Origin of the sequence: Flavobacterium urocaniciphilum (assembly GCF_900110615.1) — a bacterium.
GTDB lineage: Bacteria > Bacteroidota > Bacteroidia > Flavobacteriales > Flavobacteriaceae > Flavobacterium > Flavobacterium urocaniciphilum.
In genome coordinates this window covers 40,679-63,822 of sequence record NZ_FOEI01000007.1, presented here as the reverse complement: position 1 = coordinate 63,822, position 23,144 = coordinate 40,679, and the positions used below count along the sequence as shown (strand labels likewise).

At 31.2% G+C, this 23,144-nt stretch carries 17 protein-coding genes and 1 tRNA gene; 10 read left to right on the top strand and 8 right to left on the bottom strand.

What is annotated here, in order from left to right:
* Positions 1–5 precede the first annotated feature (5 nt).
* The 5 genes from BMY86_RS11250 to rimP all read right to left on the bottom strand — a co-directional run bounded on the left by BMY86_RS11250 (position 6) and on the right by rimP (position 6,133).
* On the bottom strand, positions 6–608 hold the full coding sequence (locus BMY86_RS11250; protein WP_091469334.1) for a flavin reductase family protein: 603 nt from the start codon (positions 606–608) through the stop codon (positions 6–8).
* Between the two features lie 104 nt (positions 609–712).
* Entirely contained in the window at positions 713–1,342 is a 630-nt protein-coding gene (locus BMY86_RS11245; protein WP_091469331.1) for a murein L,D-transpeptidase catalytic domain-containing protein, read from the bottom strand.
* A 121-nt stretch (positions 1,343–1,463) separates the two neighbouring features.
* On the bottom strand, positions 1,464–4,355 hold the full coding sequence (infB, locus tag BMY86_RS11240; RefSeq protein ID WP_091469328.1) for a translation initiation factor IF-2: 2,892 nt from the start codon (positions 4,353–4,355) through the stop codon (positions 1,464–1,466).
* Positions 4,356–4,408: 53 nt separating this feature from the next.
* On the bottom strand, positions 4,409–5,650 hold the full coding sequence (gene nusA / locus BMY86_RS11235; protein ID WP_091469324.1) for a transcription termination factor NusA: 1,242 nt from the start codon (positions 5,648–5,650) through the stop codon (positions 4,409–4,411).
* A 15-nt stretch (positions 5,651–5,665) separates the two neighbouring features.
* A complete protein-coding gene (gene rimP, locus BMY86_RS11230) occupies positions 5,666–6,133 on the bottom strand; it encodes a ribosome assembly cofactor RimP (RefSeq protein WP_091469321.1) in 468 nt (155 codons plus the stop codon).
* 184 nt (positions 6,134–6,317) lie between these two features.
* On the opposite strand from rimP, the gene BMY86_RS11225 reads away from it, so the two are divergent.
* On the top strand, positions 6,318–7,142 hold the full coding sequence (locus tag BMY86_RS11225; RefSeq protein WP_091469317.1) for a universal stress protein: 825 nt from the start codon (positions 6,318–6,320) through the stop codon (positions 7,140–7,142).
* A gap of 51 nt (positions 7,143–7,193) precedes the next feature.
* Here BMY86_RS11225 and BMY86_RS11220 read toward each other — a convergent pair.
* Positions 7,194–7,264, bottom strand: a tRNA-Gln gene (locus tag BMY86_RS11220).
* 140 nt (positions 7,265–7,404) lie between these two features.
* Here BMY86_RS11220 and BMY86_RS11215 point away from each other — a divergent pair.
* A complete protein-coding gene (locus tag BMY86_RS11215) occupies positions 7,405–10,632 on the top strand; it encodes a glycosyltransferase family 117 protein (RefSeq protein ID WP_091469312.1) in 3,228 nt (1,075 codons plus the stop codon).
* On the top strand, positions 10,622–11,299 hold the full coding sequence (locus BMY86_RS11210; RefSeq protein WP_245745660.1) for a polysaccharide deacetylase family protein: 678 nt from the start codon (positions 10,622–10,624) through the stop codon (positions 11,297–11,299). The genes BMY86_RS11215 and BMY86_RS11210 overlap by 11 nt, the downstream gene beginning before the upstream one ends.
* Here the strand turns inward: BMY86_RS11210 and BMY86_RS11205 are convergent.
* Complete coding sequence (locus BMY86_RS11205) at positions 11,296–11,592, bottom strand: thioredoxin family protein (RefSeq protein ID WP_091469308.1); 297 nt, start codon at positions 11,590–11,592, stop codon at positions 11,296–11,298. The genes BMY86_RS11210 and BMY86_RS11205 overlap by 4 nt on opposite strands.
* A gap of 74 nt (positions 11,593–11,666) precedes the next feature.
* A complete protein-coding gene (locus BMY86_RS11200; protein WP_091469303.1) occupies positions 11,667–12,893 on the bottom strand; it encodes a metallophosphoesterase in 1,227 nt (408 codons plus the stop codon).
* A gap of 124 nt (positions 12,894–13,017) precedes the next feature.
* Between BMY86_RS11200 and polA the strand changes: the two genes are divergently transcribed.
* The 7 genes from polA to BMY86_RS11160 all read left to right on the top strand — a co-directional run bounded on the left by polA (position 13,018) and on the right by BMY86_RS11160 (position 23,144).
* Positions 13,018–15,852 (top strand): DNA polymerase I, encoded by a 2,835-nt coding sequence (gene polA / locus BMY86_RS11195; protein WP_091469298.1) that lies wholly within the window; start codon positions 13,018–13,020, stop codon positions 15,850–15,852.
* Between the two features lie 571 nt (positions 15,853–16,423).
* Positions 16,424–17,326, top strand: coding sequence for a nucleotidyltransferase domain-containing protein (locus BMY86_RS11185; protein WP_091469292.1), 903 nt, complete (start codon positions 16,424–16,426; stop codon positions 17,324–17,326).
* Entirely contained in the window at positions 17,319–18,758 is a 1,440-nt protein-coding gene (locus BMY86_RS11180) for a B12-binding domain-containing radical SAM protein (RefSeq protein ID WP_091469289.1), read from the top strand. Before BMY86_RS11185 ends, BMY86_RS11180 begins: the two co-directional genes overlap by 8 nt.
* A complete protein-coding gene (locus tag BMY86_RS11175) occupies positions 18,755–19,525 on the top strand; it encodes a class I SAM-dependent methyltransferase (RefSeq protein WP_091469286.1) in 771 nt (256 codons plus the stop codon). The genes BMY86_RS11180 and BMY86_RS11175 overlap by 4 nt, the downstream gene beginning before the upstream one ends.
* Positions 19,522–20,898: a B12-binding domain-containing radical SAM protein gene (locus BMY86_RS11170; RefSeq protein WP_091469284.1), complete on the top strand. Its 1,377-nt coding sequence runs from the start codon at positions 19,522–19,524 to the stop codon at positions 20,896–20,898. Before BMY86_RS11175 ends, BMY86_RS11170 begins: the two co-directional genes overlap by 4 nt.
* Positions 20,895–22,301, top strand: coding sequence for a glycosyltransferase family 39 protein (locus BMY86_RS11165; RefSeq protein WP_091469281.1), 1,407 nt, complete (start codon positions 20,895–20,897; stop codon positions 22,299–22,301). The genes BMY86_RS11170 and BMY86_RS11165 overlap by 4 nt, the downstream gene beginning before the upstream one ends.
* Before the next feature lie 6 nt (positions 22,302–22,307).
* Positions 22,308–23,144 (top strand): FkbM family methyltransferase, encoded by an 837-nt coding sequence (locus tag BMY86_RS11160; RefSeq protein ID WP_091469278.1) that lies wholly within the window; start codon positions 22,308–22,310, stop codon positions 23,142–23,144.

Here is a 23,144-nt window from a genome sequence, read left to right as displayed (position 1 = left end):
TTCATTTATCTTTTGATGGAGAAAATTTCTCCAAGTTTAGAATAATTAGAACCCGCTAAACGAGCTACAGGTTTATACGTTTCAAGGTTGATTCTGTGATTTTCAAGAAGTATTGAATCATCAATATGCATCGTAAGAATTTTTCCGATAATGATACAAGCGCCACCATTTTTATGATTTTCGATGAAATAATGATGTACCATTTCACATTCAAAATGAACTAAACTTTCTTTAACACGTTTTGGTTTCACAAAAACGGAGTGGATTGGAGTAACTTTAGCCAATTCGAATTCATCAACATCTGCAGCAACACTTTGAGAAGTGGTATTCATTTGTTCTACGACATCTTCAGTTACCAAATTGACTACAAATTGTTTGTTCAGAATGATATTATTAAGCGTGTCTTTGTTTTTGTTTCCGGTACGAACTGTTGAAAACATAACATGAGGCGGATCTTCACTCACCACATTAAAAAAAGAAAAAGGCGCTAGATTATTCGTTCCGTTACTATCTATAGTCGAAACCCAACCAATTGGACGAGGAATAACTGTTCCTGTCAATAATTTGTATAAAGCCGAAGATTCGGTATTTTGAATGTCGAATTGCATTTTTGAGTTTTAATATGCTCAAAAATAAGGTAAAAAATATAAAAAATGTATTTTTTTAGGTTTTAAATTTTCGGAATTTCGAGTGAATTTGTGTGAATTTTAAATTATTTTATAATCCACATCAGCATATTTTTATTGGCTTTTAGTAAGGCATCAATTTCATACATGCTTTCGTTGGAAACTGCTGGGCAACCCCAACCTTCTGGCGTTCCTTCCGGATATACTTCATCTGTTGAAATCTTTTCCCAAGAATGCAGCACGATGGCGCGTTTAACTGCATTAGAATTGGTTTCGTCTTTTCCAATAAGCAGATAATTGACTTTTATTCCCCACTGACTAACCCCACGAGAACTGATTACATATTTACCAATAGAAGAACAATGCGAATCCGGTTCGTTAGAAATGGGCGCATCTTCTTTACTTGATGTCCAACTCCACATATTTTCGCCACAACCGTGACTCACCATATACGAATTTGTGATGGTTTCTTTTTTCAAATCGTACACAAAGAAACGTTTTAAACCAGAATGCAATCCTAAATTGATAAGGATAAATTTATTTTGATTGAGATTATTCTTATTAACATAGCTCTTTGCTTCGTTAATATACGAACCATAATCTTTAGCTTTTAATTCGGTTTTTTCTGAATCGATTCTAGCTAATTTCTGACTTGGTGTTTCATTTTTACAGGAAATAAAAAAAACTGCTATAAGAACTATTTTTATGTATTGCATTGGAATTTTTATTGGATAACGAAGAAAATGAAAATTTAGTATCTACATAAAAAAGAATGCTTTTTACCTCGCTATGACTGAAAATAAAAAATCCCGATATCAATCGGGATTTTTTAAGCTATTATTTTAATTTTTTCTTTACTTCTACTTCGTGGAAACTTTCAATGATATCGTATTCTTTGATATCGTTGTAGCCTTTAATTTGCATACCACAATCGTATCCTTTAGTAACTTCTTTAACGTCGTCTTTGAAACGTCTTAAGGCAACTAATTCACCTGTGAAGATTACTACACCTTCTCTAATTAAACGAATTCTGTTATTACGAACAATTTTACCATCTGTAACCATACATCCAGCGATTGTACCTACTTTAGAAACTTTGAATAATTCTCTAATTTCTGCAGTACCAGTAATTTCTTCTTTCAATTCTGGAGAAAGCATTCCTTCCATCGCGTCTTTTAAATCGTCGATAGCTGCGTAAATAATTGAATAGTTACGGATATCGATTTCTTCTTTTTCAGCTAAGGCTTTTGCATTTCCAGCAGGACGAACGTTAAATCCGAAGATAATCGCATCAGAAGCAGAAGCTAATAATACGTCAGATTCTGTAATCGCTCCAACTCCTTTGTGAATGATATTGATTTGAATTTCTTCTGTTGATAATTTAGAGAACGAATCCGATAACGCTTCAACCGAACCATCCACGTCTCCTTTAAGGATAATGTTTAATTCTTTAAATTGACCTAAAGCAATTCGACGTCCGATTTCATCAAGAGTAGTATGTTTCTTAACTCTAGCCGATTGCTCACGTTGTAATTGTGTACGTTTTACTGCAATTTGTTTTGCTTCTCTTTCGTCTTCGTAAACGTTGAATTTATCACCCGCTGTTGGCGCACCATCTAACCCTAAGATTGATACTGGTGTTGACGGTCCAGCTTCTTTAACTTGATTACCTCTTTCGTCGAACATTGCACGGATTTTTCCATGGTTTCTACCTGCAAGTACGTAATCTCCAATTTTCAACGTTCCAGCTTGAACTAAGATTGTAGAAACATAACCACGACCTTTGTCTAATTGTGCTTCAACAACTGTTCCTAATGCTGGTTTATTTGGATTAGCTTTCAGTTCTAAAACTTCAGCTTCTAATAATACTTTTTCTAATAATTCGTTAACTCCTTGTCCGAATTTCGCAGAAATATCATGTGACTGGTATTTTCCACCCCAATCTTCAACTAATAAATTCATAGCCGCTAATTGTTCCTTAATTCTTTCAGGATTAGCATTTGGCTTATCTACTTTATTAATAGCAAAAATCATTGGTACACCTGCTGCTTGTGCGTGAGAAATCGCTTCTTTTGTTTGAGGCATGATTTCATCATCGGCAGCAACTACGATAATTGCGATATCGGTAACTTGAGCTCCACGAGCACGCATCGCTGTAAAGGCTTCGTGACCAGGTGTATCTAAGAACGTAATTTCTTGTCCACCTTCTAACTCTACTCCATATGCTCCAATGTGCTGTGTAATACCACCCGACTCACCAGCAATTACATTTGCTTTACGAATATAATCCAGTAAAGATGTTTTACCGTGGTCTACGTGACCCATTACCGTTACAATTGGTGCTCTGTGTTCTAATTCTTCTGGTTTATCTTCAACTACAACAATATTTTCTTCAATATCTGTTGTAATGAATTGTACTTCATAACCAAATTCGTCTGCAACAATAGATAATGTTTCAGCATCCAAACGTTGGTTCATTGTTACCATGATTCCAAGAGACATACATGTTCCAATAACTTTCGTAATTGGCACATCCATCATCGTAGCAATTTCACCTACCGTTACGAATTCAGTAACTTTAAGGATTTTGCTTTCTAAATCTAATTGTGACAATTCATCTTCCGTACGTTGACGGTGAGAATCTCTTTTATCTCTTCTATATTTTGCCGCTTTAGACTTATTACCTTTACCTTGTAATCTTTCTAAAGTTTCTTTAATTTGATTTTTTACTTCTTCTTCAGTTGGCTCAACTTTTACAATTGGAGTTGATTTATTGAAACCTGGTTTTTTGAAACCACCTCCGCCTTGTCCGCCTTGGTATGGTTTTTTGAATCCGCCACCTTGTGCATTACCACCACCTTGAGCAGTACCACCTTGTCCTCCAGCACCTGGAGTTCCTGGTTTTGCAATTCTTTTACGTTTATTAGCTCCCGCTTGACCTTGACCTGGTGTTCCTGGTTTATTAGCTCCAGCAGCATTTGGCGTTCCTGGTTTTGCGTCTTTTTTGAAGTCTTCTTTTTTCTTTTTAGGCTTATTGAATTGCGATAAATCAATTGTTTGCCCAGTAAAAGTAGCACCAGAAAGTTTTTGATATTGTGTTTCAACTCTTTCTTCAACAGGAGTTCCATCTGCATTAAACTCTTGAGGTTTTACAGTTGGTTCTTCTTTAGCAACAGGTTTTTCAACAACCACTTCTTGTGGTTTTTCTGAAGGTTTTTCAGAAGGTTTTTCAGAAGGTTTTTTCTCAGCTGGAACAGATTTGTCTGAAGGTTTTTCTGCAACTACTGGTTTTTCTTCTTTAGCAACAACAATATTTTCTTTAGCAACAATTTCAGGTTTTTCTTCTTTTGGCTGTTCTACTTTTTTAGGATTTAAATCAATTTTTCCTAACGTTACTGGAGCAGTAACTGTAGCACGAGCTTTGATAACTTCTTGTCTTTGTCTTTCTTCTTCAGCAAGACGTTTCACTTCAAGTTCTTTTTCGATTTCGCGCTTTAATGCTTCTTTTTCTTTTTTCTTTTCCTCACCAACTTCCTTAGAAGCTACTTTGTTTCCTTTATCGGCCGAAAAAATATTGCATAAAACATCATACTCCGACTGAGAAACCTTTGCATTGGGACTGTGCTCAATGGTGTGACCCTTTTCTTTTAAGGTGTCCACGGCTCTATCAAGTGAAATATTAAATTCTTTTAAAACCTTACTAATTCGTATTACTCTTTCTTCAGACATATATTGTATTTTGCTAATTTCTGTTGTTGTGCTGTTGCTATAAAGTTAAAGGATTATCCTTCTAATTCTGCTTTTAAAATTTTGATAACGTCTAAGATAGTTTCTTCTTCAAGATCTGTTCTTCTAACTAAGTCAGCCACATCTTGATCTACAATACTTCTTGCCGTATCTAAACCGATTTTTTCAAACTCTTCAATTACCCACTCATCGATTTCGTCGATAAATTCTCTTAATTCTACGTCATCTTCTTCTTCAACAATTCCTTCACGGATTACATCTAATTCGTAACCAGTTAATTGACTTGCTAATTTAATGTTTTGACCGTTACGTCCGATAGCTTTTGAAACTTCTTCGATTTTTAAGAAAACTTCTGCTTTTTTATTCTCTTCGTCAATTTTAACTGAAGAAACTTTTGCAGGACTTAAAGCTCTTGTAATGTATAATTGCGTATTTGTTGTAAAGTTGATTACATCGATATTTTCGTTTCCTAATTCACGAACAATTCCATGAATACGAGAACCTTTCATACCAACACAAGCACCAACTGGATCAATTCTATCATCATAAGAATCTACAGCTACTTTTGCTTTTTCACCTGGAATTCTTACTACTTTTTTAATATTGATTAAACCATCAAATACTTCCGGAATTTCTTGTTCGAATAATTTCTCTAAGAAACTTGGTGCCGTTCTAGACATTATAATTTGAGGTTTATTACCTTTTAATTCTACGCTTTCTATAATTCCTCTTACATTTTCTCCTTTTTTGAAGAAATCATTAGGAATTTGTTTTTCTTTAGGTAACACAATTTCGTTACCATCATCATCCATTAATACTACCATTTTTGGTCTAACATGATGAACTTCAGCCGTATAAATATCACCAATTAAATCTTTAAATTGTTTGTAAAGATTTGTATTGTCATGCTCATGAATTTTAGAAATTAAATTCTGACGTAAAGCCAAAATTGCTCTTCTTCCAAGATCGATTAATTTTACTTCTTCAGAAACATCTTCACCAACTTCAAAATCTGGCTCAATTTTTCTAGCTTCTGTTAATGAAATTTCAGAATTTTCATCTTCCACTTCATCATCAGCCACAACAACACGGTTTCTCCAAATTTCCATATCTCCTTTATCAGGATTAATGATAATATCGAAGTTGTCATCTGAACCATATTTCTTTTTCAACGCATTTCTAAACACATCTTCCAAAATCGCCATTAAGGTAACTCTGTCAATTAGTTTATCGTCTTTAAATTCTGAAAATGAATCTATTAATGCAATATTCTCCATGCTATGCTTTATTAATTAAAATGATATTATTACTACTGCTTCTTTTATTTCTGAATAAGGAAGTTTTACATTTTTCTCTACTGTAACTTTTCCTTTTCCTATTTCTTTTGGTTCTCTTGCTTTCCAAGTTAACGTTGCAAAATCATCATCTGCATCGGCTAAAGTCGCTTCAATTTCTTCTTGAGAAACCGTTTTAACTTTAAGCGTTCTTCCAATATTTTTCTTGTATTGTCTTACTAATTTTAACGGACTTGAAATTCCTGCAGAAGCAACTTCCAATGAAAAATCTACATCTTCCGTCTCTAAATCAGCATTTAACGCTTTGTTAATATTGATGCAATCTTGCAAATTCACACCTGAATCGCCATCTAAAACCACATTAATCTTATTTGCTTCTGTAATTGATAAATCGATTAAAAACAAATGTTGATTTTCCTCTAAGGCCTTATCAAGTAAGGCTTTTACTTTTTCTTTAAATGTCATTTTTATAAAAAGAGGCACGCGTTGCGTGCCTCATTATTTGGTTCATTACTAAATAACTGTGCAAATATACAACATTTTTTTGAAAATGACCAAATATTTCATTTTTGAAAAAAAGTTAACCAATTCAAAAATAATTTTGTAATTTTATGGAGTAAACAAACTCAAAAACTAAATTTTTATATTTATGAAAACCATTTTAGTCCCAACTGATTTTTCTAAACATGCCGAAAGCGCTTTAAAAGTAGCCGCCCAAATTGCAAAAAAAAATAATGGAAACATTATTTTACTACATATGTTAGAATTATCAACTTCAGGTAACGACGCCCTTTCTACATCTCATGAAATCCCTGAACTAATATTTTTCAAAAACGCTGCAGTAGATAAATTAGCAGATTTAGAAAACGCTCCGTATTTAGACGGTTTGGATGTTGCTAGTTTAGTACAATTCAACATGGCTCACGAAGGAATTATCGATAACGCTAAAAAACACAATGCTGATCTTATTGTTATGGGATCTCATGGCGCAAGCGGATTTCACGAAATGTTCGTAGGTTCAAATGCTGAAAAAGTAGTTAGATATTCTGACATTCCGGTATTAGTTATCAAAAAAGAAGAAGAAGATTTCAAAGCTGAAACCATCACTTTCGCATCTGATTTTTCAAGTGAAATTAAAAAACCATTTGAAAAAGTAGTTGATTTCGCCAAAAGCTTTAACTCTCACATCAATTTATTGTATGTAATTACTCCAAACAACTTTACTACAACTAGATCTGCTGAAGAAAAAGTTAAAGGATTTATTGAAGAATTTAATTTTGATAATTTTTCAACTCACATCTATAACGATATCAATGTTGAAAAAGGAATTCTACATTTCGCAAAAGACCATGGGTCTGATGTAATTGGAGTGTGCACGCACGGAAGAAAAGGATTATCTCACTTCTTAAACGGTAGTATTTCTGAAGATTTAGTAAATCACGCTAAAAGACCAGTTGTAACTTTTAAAATATAAGTTACAAACTAAATAAAATAAAAAATCCCGCCTTTTGAGCGGGATTTTTTGTTGGTCCACAAGGACTCGAACCTTGAATGACGGTACCAAAAACCGGAGTGTTACCATTACACCATGGACCAATTATTTCGTAATTGCGAGTGCAAATGTAATACATATTTTAAAACTTGCAAATATTTTTTTAAAAATTTTTAAGAAAAAATTAATTGCTAATCTCTTTAATAAATAGTTTCTTTGTAATCTAAATTAATTTAGCACAAATATGACTACATTTAATTACAGCAAATGGAACACCTTAATTGGTTGGTTTGCTTTTATTGTTGCATTAATTACTTATACCTTAACTGTAGAACCTACGATGAGTTTTTGGGACTGTGGTGAATACATCGCTACAGCTGCAAAATTAGAAGTTGGACATCCACCTGGCGCTCCATTATATCAAATGATAGGTGCCTTTTTTGCCATGTTTGCTTTAGACAAAACTCAAATTGCATTAATGGTTAATATGATGTCGGTGTTTTCTAGCGCCTTTACTATTCTATTTATGTATTGGTCGACTTCAAAAATCATCCGTAAAATTATTAAAGCCACTACAGAATGGAATACTAATAATGAAAAAATTACATTAGGTGCTTCATTAGTAGCTGCTTTATCCTACACTTTTACAGATAGTTTTTGGTTTAATGCCGTAGAAGCAGAAGTATATTCAATGGCGTCATTATTTATTGCTATTTTATTTTGGCTAGGCTTAAAATGGGAAGAAGATTTAGATAACGAAAGAGGAAACAAATGGTTGATCCTTATTTCATTAGTAATCGGACTTTCATTCGGAGTTCACTTCATGGCTTTATTAGCATTACCATCAATTGGGATGTTATACTTTTTCAAAAAACAAGAAAAAATCACTGTTAAAAATTTCATCATAGCAAACATTGTAATCTTAGCTATTTTGATGTTTATCTTCAAATTTTTACTACCTTATACTTTATCGTTCTTTGCAAAAACGGAAATATTTGCTGTAAATTCTTTAGGCTTACCTTTTAACTCAGGTACTATAATCGCCTTTTTATTAATTGTTGTTGGTTTTTACTACGGATTAAGCTACACAAAGAAAAAAGGATTAGTACATTACAATACATTATTATTATGTGTATTATTCTTATTAGTAGGTTTTTCAACTTGGATAATGTTACCTGTAAGAGCTAATTCTAACATTAGCATTAATGAAAATAAACCAAGTGATGCTGCTGAAGTTTTAGCCTATTATAACCGTGAACAATACGGAGAACAAAAATTATTTTACGGTCCACAATATTCAAATTTATATGCTGGTTCAGATGAAGAAAATCCATATTCAGATGACAAACCAAATTATGAAAGAGACGAAAGAACAGGAAAATACATCATTACAAATAATTTTAAAAACGCGAAACACAATCCAAATTCGCAGCATAATGCCTTTTTACCTCGTTTATGGAGTGAAGAGCACGCAAAAAACTACATGACATTCACCAAACCTTTAGAGTTTAAAATAAATCATGATGCGTTTTTTGAAGAAGATGGAGAAATTAACGAAGAAAAATTAGGTCAATTTACAGAAATTGTTTCTGATTTCAGAAGTCAGTTTGCCTCTAGAAAAATTGGTTTAGACGAATACGAAGATTTCTTAAAAACATATAGCGATTACTTAATTATCGAGAAACCAACCTTTTCAGACAATATGAAATTTATGTTTGAATACCAATTTGGTTACATGTATTTCCGTTATTTAATGTGGAATTTTGTTGGAAGACAAAACGACCTTCAAGGAAATTATGAAAGTTTAGAAGGAAATTGGTTAAGCGGTATTGGATTTATTGATCAAATGCACTTAGACAACCAATCGGCTTTAACAAGCGATATGAAAAACAATAAAGGTAGAAACACTTATTTCTTTTTACCTTTCATTTTAGCAATCATCGGAATGGTTTATCATGCTAAAAAAGAATGGAAATCATTTTATGTATTGTTATTATTATTCTTATTTACAGGCTTAATATTAAAAGTATACCTAAACGAAAGACCTTTTGAACCAAGAGAAAGAGATTATGCTTTAGTAGGCTCGTTCTATATTTTTGCCATGTGGATTGGTGTGGGTGTGTATGCCATTTATCAATATATTTTAAAATATGTAAATCCGAAAGTGGCTATGCCAGTTGTATTAGCTACAACTTTATTAGCTTCACCAGTAGTTTTAGCATCTCAAAACTGGGATGATCACGACAGAAGTGATAAATACACTGCTGTTTCTATGGCAAAAGCTTATTTAGATTCATGTGAACCCAATGCAATATTATTTACAATTGGTGATAACGATACATTCCCAATGTGGTATTTACAAGAAATAGAAGGATACAGAACCGACGTTAGAATTGTAAACACAAGTTTATTAGCAACAGATTGGTATATAGATGAAATGAAAATCGCTTCTAACAAATCGGCTCCTCTACCAATTTCATTTACTCACGAACAATACGTTGGAGATAAAAGAAATTACTGCTTATTTGAAGAAAGAACTACCGATACATTAGATTTAGGATTCACTTTAGATTTCTTAAAGGACGATCGTTCGAAAAGAGAAATGAAAAATGGTCAGTTTGTTCATTTTTATCCAAGCGAAAACTTAAAAGTAAAAGTTGACAAACAAAACATCATTAAAAACAAAGTTGTTTCTCCTAAATATTACGATTCTATTGTACCACAAATCAATTTAAAATTAAAAGGTGGCGCATTATATAAAAACAGAATCTTAATGTTAGACATCTTCAACCAAAACAATTGGAAAAGACCAATTTACTTTTCTCCAGGTAGTTTTGGAGCAGACGATTATATTTGGATGAAAGAATACCTTCAATTAGATGGAATGGTATACAAATTAGTACCTGTTAAAACTAAAATGAAAGAAGGTAATTCATACGATATGGGTTACATTGATACAGACAAAGCGTTTAACATTATCAATAAATGGACTTGGGGCAATTCTTCTAGTCCGAATATTTATCACGATCCAGAAACACGTAAAAACGCTTTATCTTATAGAAATAATCTTTCTAGATTGATGACGGCTTTAATTGAAGAAAAGAAATTTGACAAAGCTGAAAAAGTAATTCAAATAGCCATGAAAAACTTGCCAATTGAATACTTTGAATATTACACAACTGTTGAACCTTTTGCTGAAGGATATTATAAAATTGGTAAAAAAGAAGAAGCAAGAAAAATCTTGAATCAATTAATTAAAAAATACCAAGAAAAAATAACATTCTTTAGTTCTCAATCGGAAAAACAAAAAGCGTTTTATGTAAACGAAATAAATAGAGAATTACGATTATATTATTTATTACTTCTATTAGCTGAAGACAATAATGATACTGAATTTTACAACACTGAAATTGTAAAATTCAAAAATTACAACAAAATGATGGGAGATTACGGCGTTAATCTTGAAGAATAAAACAATTAAAGCCATTCTTTTGAATGGCTTTTTTTATATGGTAAAAATTCCTAAAATAATAAAACAACTTTTTTTCAATCAGATTTGGAGTTTTCCGAATACTGACAATACCGTTTATTTAACATTTGACGATGGACCAACGCCTGAAATCACCGAAAAAGTTTTAGAAACATTAGAAAAACACCAAATTAAAGCAACCTTTTTTTGCATTGGCGAAAATGTGCGAAAACATCCTGAAATCGTTCAGAAAATTTTATCTAAACAGCATTCTATAGGCAACCATACCTATAGTCATTTGAAAGGCTGGAAAACGTCAACTAAAAACTATATCAATAATACAGAAGCTTGTGAAATAAAGCTGAATTCTTTATTCAACATATCAAATTCAAAATTATTTCGTCCGCCCTACGGCAAAATAACACCTTGGCAATCGTATAAATTACGTAAACTAGGTTATAAAATAATCATGTGGGATGTTTTGAGTAAAGATTACGATGTAAATCTTTCTCCAGAAATATGCTATGAAAACGTAGTAAATAATGTTACATCTGGAAGTATTATTGTATTTCACGATAGTGTGAAAGCACAAAAAAATATACTCAACAGTTTAGACAAAACTATTGAAACATTAAAAAGTAAAGGATTTAATTTTGAAAAAATCGCCTAAGCTTGTTCTTGAATAAGAGTAATTAAAGTATTAGCATCAAATTCTCCGCTTTGTCTCCAAACCATTTGCCCATCTTTATAAATCATAAAAGTTGGCAAACCTTTAATACGTAGCGCTTCTGCTAATTCTTTATTTTTATCTACATCAATCTTAATCACTTTTGCTTTATCTCCTAAAGCAGCCGCAACGTGACGAATTGTTTCATTCATAGTAATAGATTGCTCGTGCCACTCTGTAAAAAAATCAATTAATACAGGTACTTGTGCATCTATAAGTTCTCCAAATTTCGACATAGACCGAAGTGTTTATTAAACAAATGTAAAAATTATTTTAATATATCAAACAAAAATCCTTATTTTTTAAGGATTTACGCTGATTTTTTGCCCTTTTTTAACTCAATTACTGTAATTTCCGGCATAATTCCAACTCTTCCTGGATAAGCATGAAAACCAAAACCACGATTTACATAAATATATCTTCCCGCATTTTCATATAAACCAGCCCATTGTTTGTAGATATATTGAACCGGACTCCATTTGAAAAATCCAGGTATTTCAATTCCGAATTGTAAACCATGAGTATGGCCGGATAAAGTTAAATGATAATGAGTAGCATCATGTTGAACCACCTCGTCCCAATGACTTGGATCGTGACTCATTAAAACCTTAAAGTCATTTTGCGTTAAACCATCAGAAGCTTTTTTCAAATCACCTTTCTTCCCAAATTTTCTTCCCCAGTTTTCTACACCAACTAAAGCAATTTCATCATTTCCTTTTTGGATTTTTACGTGTTGATTTAGTAATAAGTTGAAATCGATTTTCTTGTGAATATTCTTAATGGCTTCAAAATTTTCTTGCTCTTCTTTATCGGAATCCCATTCGTAATATTTTCCATAATCGTGATTACCTAAAATAGAATATTTTCCAAGTTTAGGCTGATACAAACCTTTAAATGTATCAATCCAAGGATCCATTTCTTTAGCATGCGTATTCACAATATCACCTGTAAACAATAACAAATCGGAATTTTGCTCATTTATTAAATCAACTGCATACTTTATCTTTTCTTCATTATCAAAACTCCCGCTGTGTATATCTGAAATTTGTGTAATTGTTGTTCCATCAAAAGCATCAGGCAAATCATCGAAAAACAATTGTTGTCTGATTACTTTAAAATTGTACTTTCCAATTGTCATTCCGTATAATAAAGATGCGAATGGAATAGCTGCAATACCTAAAGCAATCTGACTCATAAATCGCCTTCTCGGACTAAAAAATTGTTCTCTTTCGTTATCTACAAAACTCATTACACAAGCTTCAATTAAACGAGAAATGTCTTCAATAAATAAAACTAAAAAAATTAAAATCTTAGGAATATATACGATCAATGCCAATCCAATTACAAACAATGTATGCTTGTTTTGCCCTTTACCTCTATCGAAATTAGTAAATGAATACACGATGAATAACATCGCAACTATTGATAATATCAAATAAATCCCTAAAACCCATTTGTTTTTGGTAATGGTTTTTATTGCTTGAAACGAATAGAATTCAACAATAAATAATATAATTAGCGGTATTAAACCTTTCATGTTTGTAATTTTTATGCAAAGTAACTAACTGATTCATAATTAACATCAATATTTAATGAAATTTAACAAAGATTTTTAAACTAAAGAATTGTATTTTTACATTCGAATAAATAAAAATTCATTTATGTCACAAAAACGCTTATTTCTTTTAGACGCTTACGCACTTATATTTCGTGGATATTATGCCTTTATAAAAAATCCAAGAATCAACTCAAAAGGCATGGATACATCAGCCATTATGGGATTTATGAATTCTTTAATGGATGTTATCAAACGTGAAAAACCAGATCATTTAGCTGTTGCTTTTGATAAAGGTGGAAGCACGTTTCGTTTAGAAATGTTCGAAGATTATAAAGCCAATCGTGACGAAACTCCAGAAGCAATAAAAATTGCCGTTCCTTATATTCAAGAATTTTTACGCGCCATGCATATTCCAATTATTGAAGTTGCCGGTTTTGAAGCCGACGATTTAATTGGAACTATTGCCAAACAAGCGGAAAAACAAAATTACCAAGTTTTTATGGTAACGCCGGATAAAGATTTCGGACAATTAGTCTCTGAAAATATTTTTATGTATCGTCCAGCTCGAATGGGTAACGATATCGAAATTTGGGGTATTCCAGAAGTTCAAGCTAAATTTGAAGTTGAACATCCTTTACAAGTAATCGACTTTTTAGGAATGATGGGTGATGCTGTTGATAATATTCCAGGTTTACCAGGAGTTGGGGAAAAAACAGCTAAAAAATTATTGGCTGAATTCGGTTCCATGGAAAATCTTTTAGAAAACACAGACAAACTAAAAGGTGCCTTAAAAGAAAAAATCGAAGCGAATAAAGAAAAAGGAATTTTATCTAAAAAATTAGCCACAATCTTATTGGATTGTCCGGTTACATTTGATGAAAAAGATTACGAATTATCTTCTCCAGATGTAGAAAAAACAGATGCTATGTTTATGGAATTAGAATTCCGTCAAATGAAAGCGCAATTCGATAAATTATACAATCCAAATGCAGTTGCGGAAGAAACAACTTCTGAAAAAACTGCAACAAAAAAAGCTCCTGCAAAAAAATCGAGCGATGAACAATATGATTTATTCGGATTTTCAGATAGTGATGATGTTTCAGAAACTTCACAATCTTATTATGCAACTTTAGAAAATACGGAGCATTTTTATCAAAATGTTCAAGGCGATTTACCTACAAAAATGTTCATACAGAATTTACTAAATCAATCTTCAGTTTGTTTCGACACAGAAACTACCGGAATTGATGCTTTAAATGCAGAGTTAGTCGGAATGTCGTTTTCTTGGGAAAAAGGTAAAGGATTTTATGTTCCAGTTCCAGAAAATCAAGAAGAAGCTCAAATTTTAGTGGACAAATTCAAACCTTTTTTCGAAAATGAAAACATTGAGAAAGTCGGACAAAACATCAAATACGATTTAAAAATATTAGCCAATTATGGTGTGGAAGTAAAAGGAAATTTATTCGATACAATGATTGCACATTACTTAATCAATCCAGATATGCGTCATAACATGGATGTGTTGAGCGAAACGTATTTGAAATATTCTCCAAAATCAATTGAAACGCTTATTGGAAAAAAAGGAAAAGGTCAAAAATCGATGCGTGATGTCGCTTTAGACGACATCAAAGAATATGCTGTTGAAGATGCGGATATTACGAATCAATTAAAAGAGCATTTCTTACCGATATTAGAAAAAGTAGGCACGAAAAAGCTTTATGATGAAATTGAAATTCCTTTAGTACCTGTTTTAGCGGATATGGAACTAGAAGGAATCAATTTAGATGTCGATTTCTTACAAAAAATGTCTGTTGAAATGACAGCAGAAAGTAATGCTTTAGAGCAAAAAATATATGAAACAGCTGGCGAAACTTTCAATTTAGCTTCTCCAAAACAATTGGGAGATGTATTGTTTGAAAAAATGAAAATTGGTGGTGCGAAACAAAAGAAAACGAAAACGGGTCAATATGCTACTGGTGAAGAAATATTAAGTTTATTAGCTAATGAACATGAAATTGTTCGAGATATTTTAGAATGGCGTCAAATGGTAAAATTACAAAGTACGTATATTGATGCTTTACCTAATCAGGTTGATAAAAAAACCGGACGTGTACATACCGATTACATGCAAACCGTTGCGGCAACTGGTCGTTTGAGTTCTAACAATCCGAACTTACAAAACATTCCTGTTCGTACCGAAAGAGGAAGACAAATTAGAAAAGCTTTTATCGCTAGAGATGAAAATTACACGTTAGTTTCTGCCGATTATTCTCAAATTGAATTACGAATCATTGCTGCTTTATGTGGTGAAGAAAATATGATCGAAGCTTTTAGAAATAATGAAGACATTCATAAAAGTACGGCAGCTAAAGTTTTTAATATTCCATTAGCTGAAGTTACTAAAGAACAAAGAAGTCATGCTAAAACGGTTAATTTCGGAATTATCTATGGTGTGTCGGCATTCGGATTGAGTAATCAAACCAATTTATCACGAAAAGAAAGTGCTGAATTAATTGATGCGTATTACAAAACGTATCCAAAATTAAAATCATTTATCGCGAATCAAGTAGATTTTGCTAGAGAAAATGGTTATGTTGAAACGATTTCAGGAAGAAGACGTTATTTAAAAGACATCAATTCTGCCAATGCAATTGTTCGCGGTGGTGCCGAAAGAAATGCGGTTAATGCTCCAATTCAAGGTTCTGCAGCAGATATTATTAAAATCGCAATGATCAACATTCATAAACGATTGAAACAAGAAAACTGGCAATCGAAAATGCTATTACAAGTACACGATGAGCTTGTTTTTGATGTGCATAACAGCGAATTAGAAAAAATTCAACCGATGATTAAACAAGAAATGGAAAGCGCATTTACAATGGCCGTTCCGTTAGAAGTTGAAATCGGAATGGGCAAAAACTGGCTGGAAGCACATTAATTTAGTATTCAGTAAATAGTTTTTAGTAATCAGTTAACCTACAAGGTTTGTTCAACCATGTAGGTTTTTAATTAAAGAAATGATAAACATATTAAAACATATCTTCGGTACTAAAATGTATTTAATTACAATACTTCCATTTTTATACTTGAGTTTAATAAATAATATACTTAATTATGGATTTAACAAAACCATTGGTTGGGCTTATGACATTAGTGGTAAATGTATGTTTTCACAATATTTTATTTTTAGTTTTTTTATTGGATTTTCATTTTTAACGATAATTAAAGCAAAAACAAATTGGATTTTATCCATTTTACTATTTCTAACATATGTTTTTTTCTGTTTAATACAAGATAACAATATCAACATCATTTTTCTTGATAAAATTTTGATATTTATGACTTTTCTATTCATAATAATATTCATTCAGTCTATAATTCAAAAAACAATACAAATAAAATCCTAACATTTACCTTCAAAAGAGAATAATTTTAACAAAATCTGCAAATAGTTATACTATCCAATTTCTATTTAGTAAATTTGGGTAAAATTGCTATAAAAAAATCTTTTGGAATCGTTAAAAACCATATTATACTTTTCTATTTTTAGATATCCGTTGACTTTAGAAGAAATTCATAGTTACACGAATCATAATGATATCGCTGAAACTGAAAATGAATTAACCAATTTAGAATCGGAAGAAATCATCAAAAAAATTGACGATTTCTATGTGTACAATAAGGATTTAGACAGTGTTCCAAAACGATTGAAAGGAAATTTAGAAGCACAAAAAGCAATGCTTATCGCCAAAAAAAGAGCCAATTTTATCGCTAAATTTCCCTATGTGAAAGCCGTTGGTATTTCTGGATCTTTATCTAAATCGTATTATGATAAAAATAGTGATATCGATTTTTTCATCATTACAGATTCAAATAAACTTTGGATTTGCAGAACAATTTTAATCTTATTTAAAAAGATATTTCTGCTAAATTCTAAAAAATATTTTTGTGTAAATTATTTTATTTCGACAAGTCAACTTGAAATCGAAGAACAAAACCGATTTACTGCGACCGAATTAAAAACGCTTATTCCAATGCATGGAAAAGAAGTTTTTGAAGAATTTTACAAAGCCAATGATTGGGTTGCAGCTTATTTCTCAAAATTTATTTCGGATTTAAGTCAAGTTACAAATACACAAAAGCCATTTCTTACAAAAAGCATTGAGTTTATTTTCAATTCTAATATTGGTCAGTTTTTTGATAACCTTTTCAAATTGATTACTCTAAAAAAATGGAAATCAAAATTCAAATTCTTAAATCAAGATGATTTTAAAATTGCCTTAAAATCAACTCAAAATATTTCCAAACACCATCCATCCAATTTTCAAAAAAAGGTAATTTTAGCTTTAAATTCGAAAATTGAAGAAGTGAGAAATAATTTTAACATCATTTTACAAAAAGAAAATGTCTAGCATCCTTTTTTCACATTCTTATTATTACAAATTAGATGCAAAACAGTGGAAAAACAAAATGCCTTTTCCGCCATTGGGGACATTATATGCAGCTTCATTACTAAGAAATAATGGATTTGAAGTTAATTTATTCGACACCAATTTACGCGACAATCCGTATGAAATTGAAAGCATTTTAAAAGAATCAAAACCGAAGTTTTTAGTCATTTACGACGATGGTTTCAACTATTTAACCAAAATGTGCTTAACCAATATGCGAGAAGCCTGTTTTGAAATGATTAAAATTGGAAAATCATACAATTGTAACATTATTGTTTGTAGTTCAGACGCCACTGATCATTATGAAAAATACTTAAATCAAGGCGCCGATTTTGTCATTCGTGGTGAAGGTGAACTTACGCTATTAGAATTGGTAAATGCTTTAGAAAGAAATCAATCGTATCAAGAAATTCAAGGAATAGTTTTTAAGGATAATTCCGAAATAAAAGTCAATTCATCCAGAAACGTTTTACAACATTTAGACGATTTACCACTTCCCGCTTGGGATTTAGTCGACATGGAATCCTATAAAAATGTTTGGAAGCAAAGCAAACAAGAATTTACATTAAATATTGCCACCACACGCGGTTGCCCGTATAAATGCAACTGGTGTGCAAAACCCATTTATGGCAATCGATACAATGCACATTCACCAGAATATATTGTAAATGAAATAAAATTTTTAAAAGAAAAATTTGGAGTTTCCCGATTTTGGATATGTGATGATATTTTCGGATTAAAACCGAATTGGGCACAAGAGTTTAACCAACTTTTAAAGGAAAAAGACCTAAAAATCAGCTATTTTATTCAAAGTCGTGTCGATTTATTATTAAAAGAAGATACCATTGCTGTTTTAGCAGAATCCGGTTTAGAAGAAGTTTGGGTTGGCGCTGAAAGTGCTTCTCAAAAAATTTTAGATGCAATGGATAAAGGCATTAAAGTTGAAGAAATTTACGAAGCCACTCGCCTACTAAAAGCTAAAAAAGTTAAAGTAGCGTTCTTTTTGCAATTTGGTTATTTGGAGGAGAATCAGGATGATATTCAGAAAACAATTGCTATGGTTAAAGAATTGAAACCTGATAATATTGGAATTTCCGTTTCATATCCTTTGCCTGGAACCAAATTTTATGATAAAGTAAAAGATGATTTAAAATTAAAAGCCAATTGGACCGATTCGGATGATTTTGATATGATGTTTCACGGTACTTACAATTCTAATTATTACAGAAAACTGCAACGCTTTGTACATAAAGAATTTCGAAAAAGTCAGGGTTTTGAAAACTTAAAACACTTTTCGTTTTCAATGGAAAAAATAAAATCGATTGTAAAATTGGCTTATTATATCCCTAGTAGCTTAATTGACAAAATACTTTTGAAAAGAATGGCGATATGATAGCGAGTTTTGATAATGCAGCCGAAAAGTACGATACTAATTTCACACATACTGAAATTGGCACATTACAGCGTCATTTGGTTTATGAAAACGTTCAAAAGTATTTACAAAATACAAAAATAGTATTAGAAATAAATTGCGGAACCGGTGAAGATGCGATTTGGTTGGCAAATCAAAATCTGACAGTTACTGCAACTGATATTTCAGAAAAAATGGTGTCAAAAGCGCAATCTAAAACTAATTTAGAAAACCTCAACTTTAAAGTTTTAGACATCAACAACCTTAATCAAGAAACAAATTCATACGATTTTCTTTTTTCCAATTTTGGTGGCTTGAATTGCTTAACTAATACAGAAATGCAGACATTTTTTCAATCTACTTCTAAAATTCTTTCTGAAAAAGGGAAAATTTGTTTAGTGATTATGCCAAAAAACACCATTTGGGAACAGTTTTATTTTGTTTTGAAATTCGATTTTAAAAATGCTTTCAGAAGAAAAAAAGAAGTGGCATTTGCAAATGTAGATGGTGAAAAAGTGGCAACTTACTATTATAATCCGAAAGAAATTGTACATTTATGTCAAGCAACTTTTGAAATTTTAGAAGTCAAACCCATCGGTTTTTTCATTCCGCCATCGTATTTAGAACCATTTTTTAAAAACAAAAAAATGCTTCTAAAGGGTTTAAATTTTTTAGAAAAGAGAATTAAAAACTGGTCGTTTCTTTCAAAATATGCCGATCATTACATCATAACCTTGCAGAAAAAATGAGTATTCTATTTACACATGCTTATTATTTGTCTGATGATCCGAAGGAACAAAAGATCATGAAACCTTATCCACCATTAGGTTTGCTGTATGTTTCTGGCTATTTTAAAAGTAAAAATATAAACAATGAGGTGTTTGATAGCACGTTTTCCAATCAGAAAACCCAACTCGAATTCATTTTAGAAAAAGCACCAAAAGTCATTTGCATTTACACCAATTTAATGACCAAGATTGAAGTCATAAAATTGATCAAAATTCTAAAAACTTCAATATATAACTTTCCGAAAATTGTTTTGGGCGGACCGGATGTTACGTACAATATTGAAAATTATTTAAAAGCTGGAGCTGATTATTTAGTTATCGGTGAAGGCGAAGAAACGACTTTCGAACTTTATAACGCCATTATCAATCAAACCGATTTACAAGAAGTTGATGGCATTGCTTTTTTAGAAAATAATCAGGTTATCGAAACCAAATCGAGAACCAAATTTAAAGAATTAGATCAATTACCATTGCCCAATCGGGAAGCCATTTCTATGCAAAACTATTTAGATACTTGGAAAAAGAATCACGGAAAAAGTTCGATGACGATTTCTACGCAACGCGGTTGTCCGTACACTTGTAAATGGTGTAGCACTGCGGTTTACGGACAAAGTTACCGAAGACGACCAGCCAATTTAGTAGCTGCCGAAATGAAAATGCTGAAAGAAAAATACAATCCGGATGCATTGTGGTTTGTAGATGATGTTTTTACGGTGAGTCATAAATGGTTAACAGAATTTCATTCGGAAGTGAAAAAACAAGATGCGATTATTCCTTTCGAATGCATTACGCGAGCGGAACGTTTAAACGATGAAATTTTAGATCTTTTAAAAGACATTGGCTGTTTCCGAATATGGATTGGAGCCGAAAGTGGTTCTCAAAAAATTATTGATTTGATGGACCGCCGAGTGGATATCAATCAAGTAAAAGAAACCATTCAAAAAACCAATGCAAAAGGAATGGAAACCGGAACTTTTGTAATGGTTGGTTATCCTGAAGAAACTCAAGAAGATATTGAAAAAACCATTCACTATTTAAAAGAAGCCAATCCAACAGAATATACCATTACGATTGCTTATCCCATAAAAGGCACGAGTTTATACAACGAAATTGAAGATAAAATTACGATTCAACCGAATTGGGAAACCTCAACGGACAGAGAAATTGATTTTAAAAGAACGTATCCTAGAAAATTTTACAACTATGCAGTAAGTAAAGTCGTGAATGAAGTGGAATATTCACGCTTAAAAAACAAGAATAGTTTCCTGGGAATGAAAATGAAAGTGAAATCGGTTTTGGCAAGTGGATTAATGCTTTTGAATAAAATTATATGAGTAAAAAGTATGCTATTTATTGCTTTCCAATTTTGTTTTGGATTATCTGTTATTTCGGATTCTCTTTTGATGGTTTATACGGACAAGATGCATATGAATATTTTCGTTACACAAAATCATTACACAATTATTTAACTTCTGGAGAATTACCTGGCGATTATTTCTGGGGTGTTTACTATCCTCTTTTTGGAAGTTTTTTAATGCTAGTTTTAGGAAAAACTCCAATTGCATTACAGTTAATTTCCGTTTTTTCCCTTATAATATCATCTATTTATGCAACTAAAATTATTGAATTGATATATAAAGAAAAAGGAAATTCAATCCTGATATTTTTAGTTTTTAGCTGTTCACCAATTTTATTAATTCATAGTGTATTAAGCATGTCAGATTTGCTGAGTTGCTGTTTGCTTTTGCTCACTTTTTATCATTTTTTAGTTTATTTAGAAAAGTCTAAAGATCGTTCATTTTTAATTGGAGTTTGCTTTTGTTTAATAGCCCTTTTAACAAGATACGCTACCGGGATAATTGTATTACCAATTACAATTATGGTATTTTTAAAATTATGGAAAGACAAACCATTGAAATTATTACTAATTTCCATTCCAATCTTATTAATTATTATAGCTCCACATATAGTAATAAAATCGCAAAAAAGCTTACAATTTCTATCACACAGTTGGTTACAAAACTGGAACATTTTGAACATATTTAAAAGTGATTTTGTTACTCAAGAAGGGCCAAGAAGTAACCATTTTATCAATTTAATTTATATTTGTTTTACTTTTTTACATCCAATTTTTATGTTTTTTGGACTAGGTATAATTGGCTATTCTATAAAAAACAGATTTAGAAAATGGAATAAATATCAAATTCTATTAGCAGTTTCAATTTTAGTTTTTTCATTATTTATTGGCGGTATTCCTTATCAAAATAAACGCTACTTAATTCCAGCATTTGCGCTTATTGTAATTTTAATTTATCCTCAAGTAAAAAATATCATATCGTTCTTCAACTATAAAAAACCAATTTATTTTGTTGTATTTTTTATCCAATTATCTTTTACTTTTTATTTTGGGAAACAATTTTTAGATAGAAATAAACTAGAAAAAAGCATAGTTAAAGAAATGAAACCTTTTCAAGGAAATACGCTTTATATATTCGATATTGATGTTGCTATGCAAGGAAGAGGATTACAGTTTAATTACAAAAATTTATTTATCGAAAAATATAAGGTTTATGAAAAAAACGCTTTAATTTTAATAAATGAAAAGCAATTAGAAAAAGATTGGAAAGATAAAAACCCATTAATTAATTGGAATCAAATACAAAATCAATGTGAATTGAAAAAACTGCAATTGACTAATAAAGATTGGAGTTTATATCAAATTACAGCTTTAAAATAATACAAAATGGAAATTTCAATTAACAATATTATTTTAAATATAGCTACTGGTAAACACCAAGAATTATATGAACATATCAATTCTGGTTTGTGGGAACCATATACTTTTGAAATTTTTGATTATTTCACTGATGAAAACCAAAACACAATCGATTTAGGATGTTGGAACGGCATTACCACTTTATATCTAGCTCATAAATCTAACAAAGTATTTGCAATTGATCCTGACAATAACTGCTTTTCAGAATTGATAAAAAACATTGGGTTAAACCCAGAAATTAAAGCCAAAATTAAACCCATTAAAAAAGCCATTTCTAATGTAAATGGTGTTACAAATTTATTCGCCAGAGAAAAGTATGGAGAATCCTCTTCAAGTATTTTAGAAAGAAAAAGAGATTTATTAACTACAGATCAAATTGAGACCATTACATTTGAGAAACTTATTCATGATAACAATATCGCAAATACTAGTTTTATTAAAATAGATATTGAGGGCGCTGAATTTTTAATTTTACCAACTTTGGAATCAACTTTATCCAAATTGAATTATCCAACGTTATATGTTTCTTTTCATTACAATTATTTAAATGAAAACTTGTACGCAAAATTTATTCAATCTAGGTTTTTAACTAAAGTTATTTTAAAGATTGAACACATTTTCAAAATCAATTTTTTAAAGAATAAAATTGACAAAAAATTAAAGAATTTATTTAACGGATTTTCAAAATACCAATTCATATACACACATAAAGGTGATATGATTTCACAAACTGATTTAGTAGAAAACCCTTCATTGATTAAGCATAATGAATTGATTTTTACCAATAAAAAATGGCTAAGATAA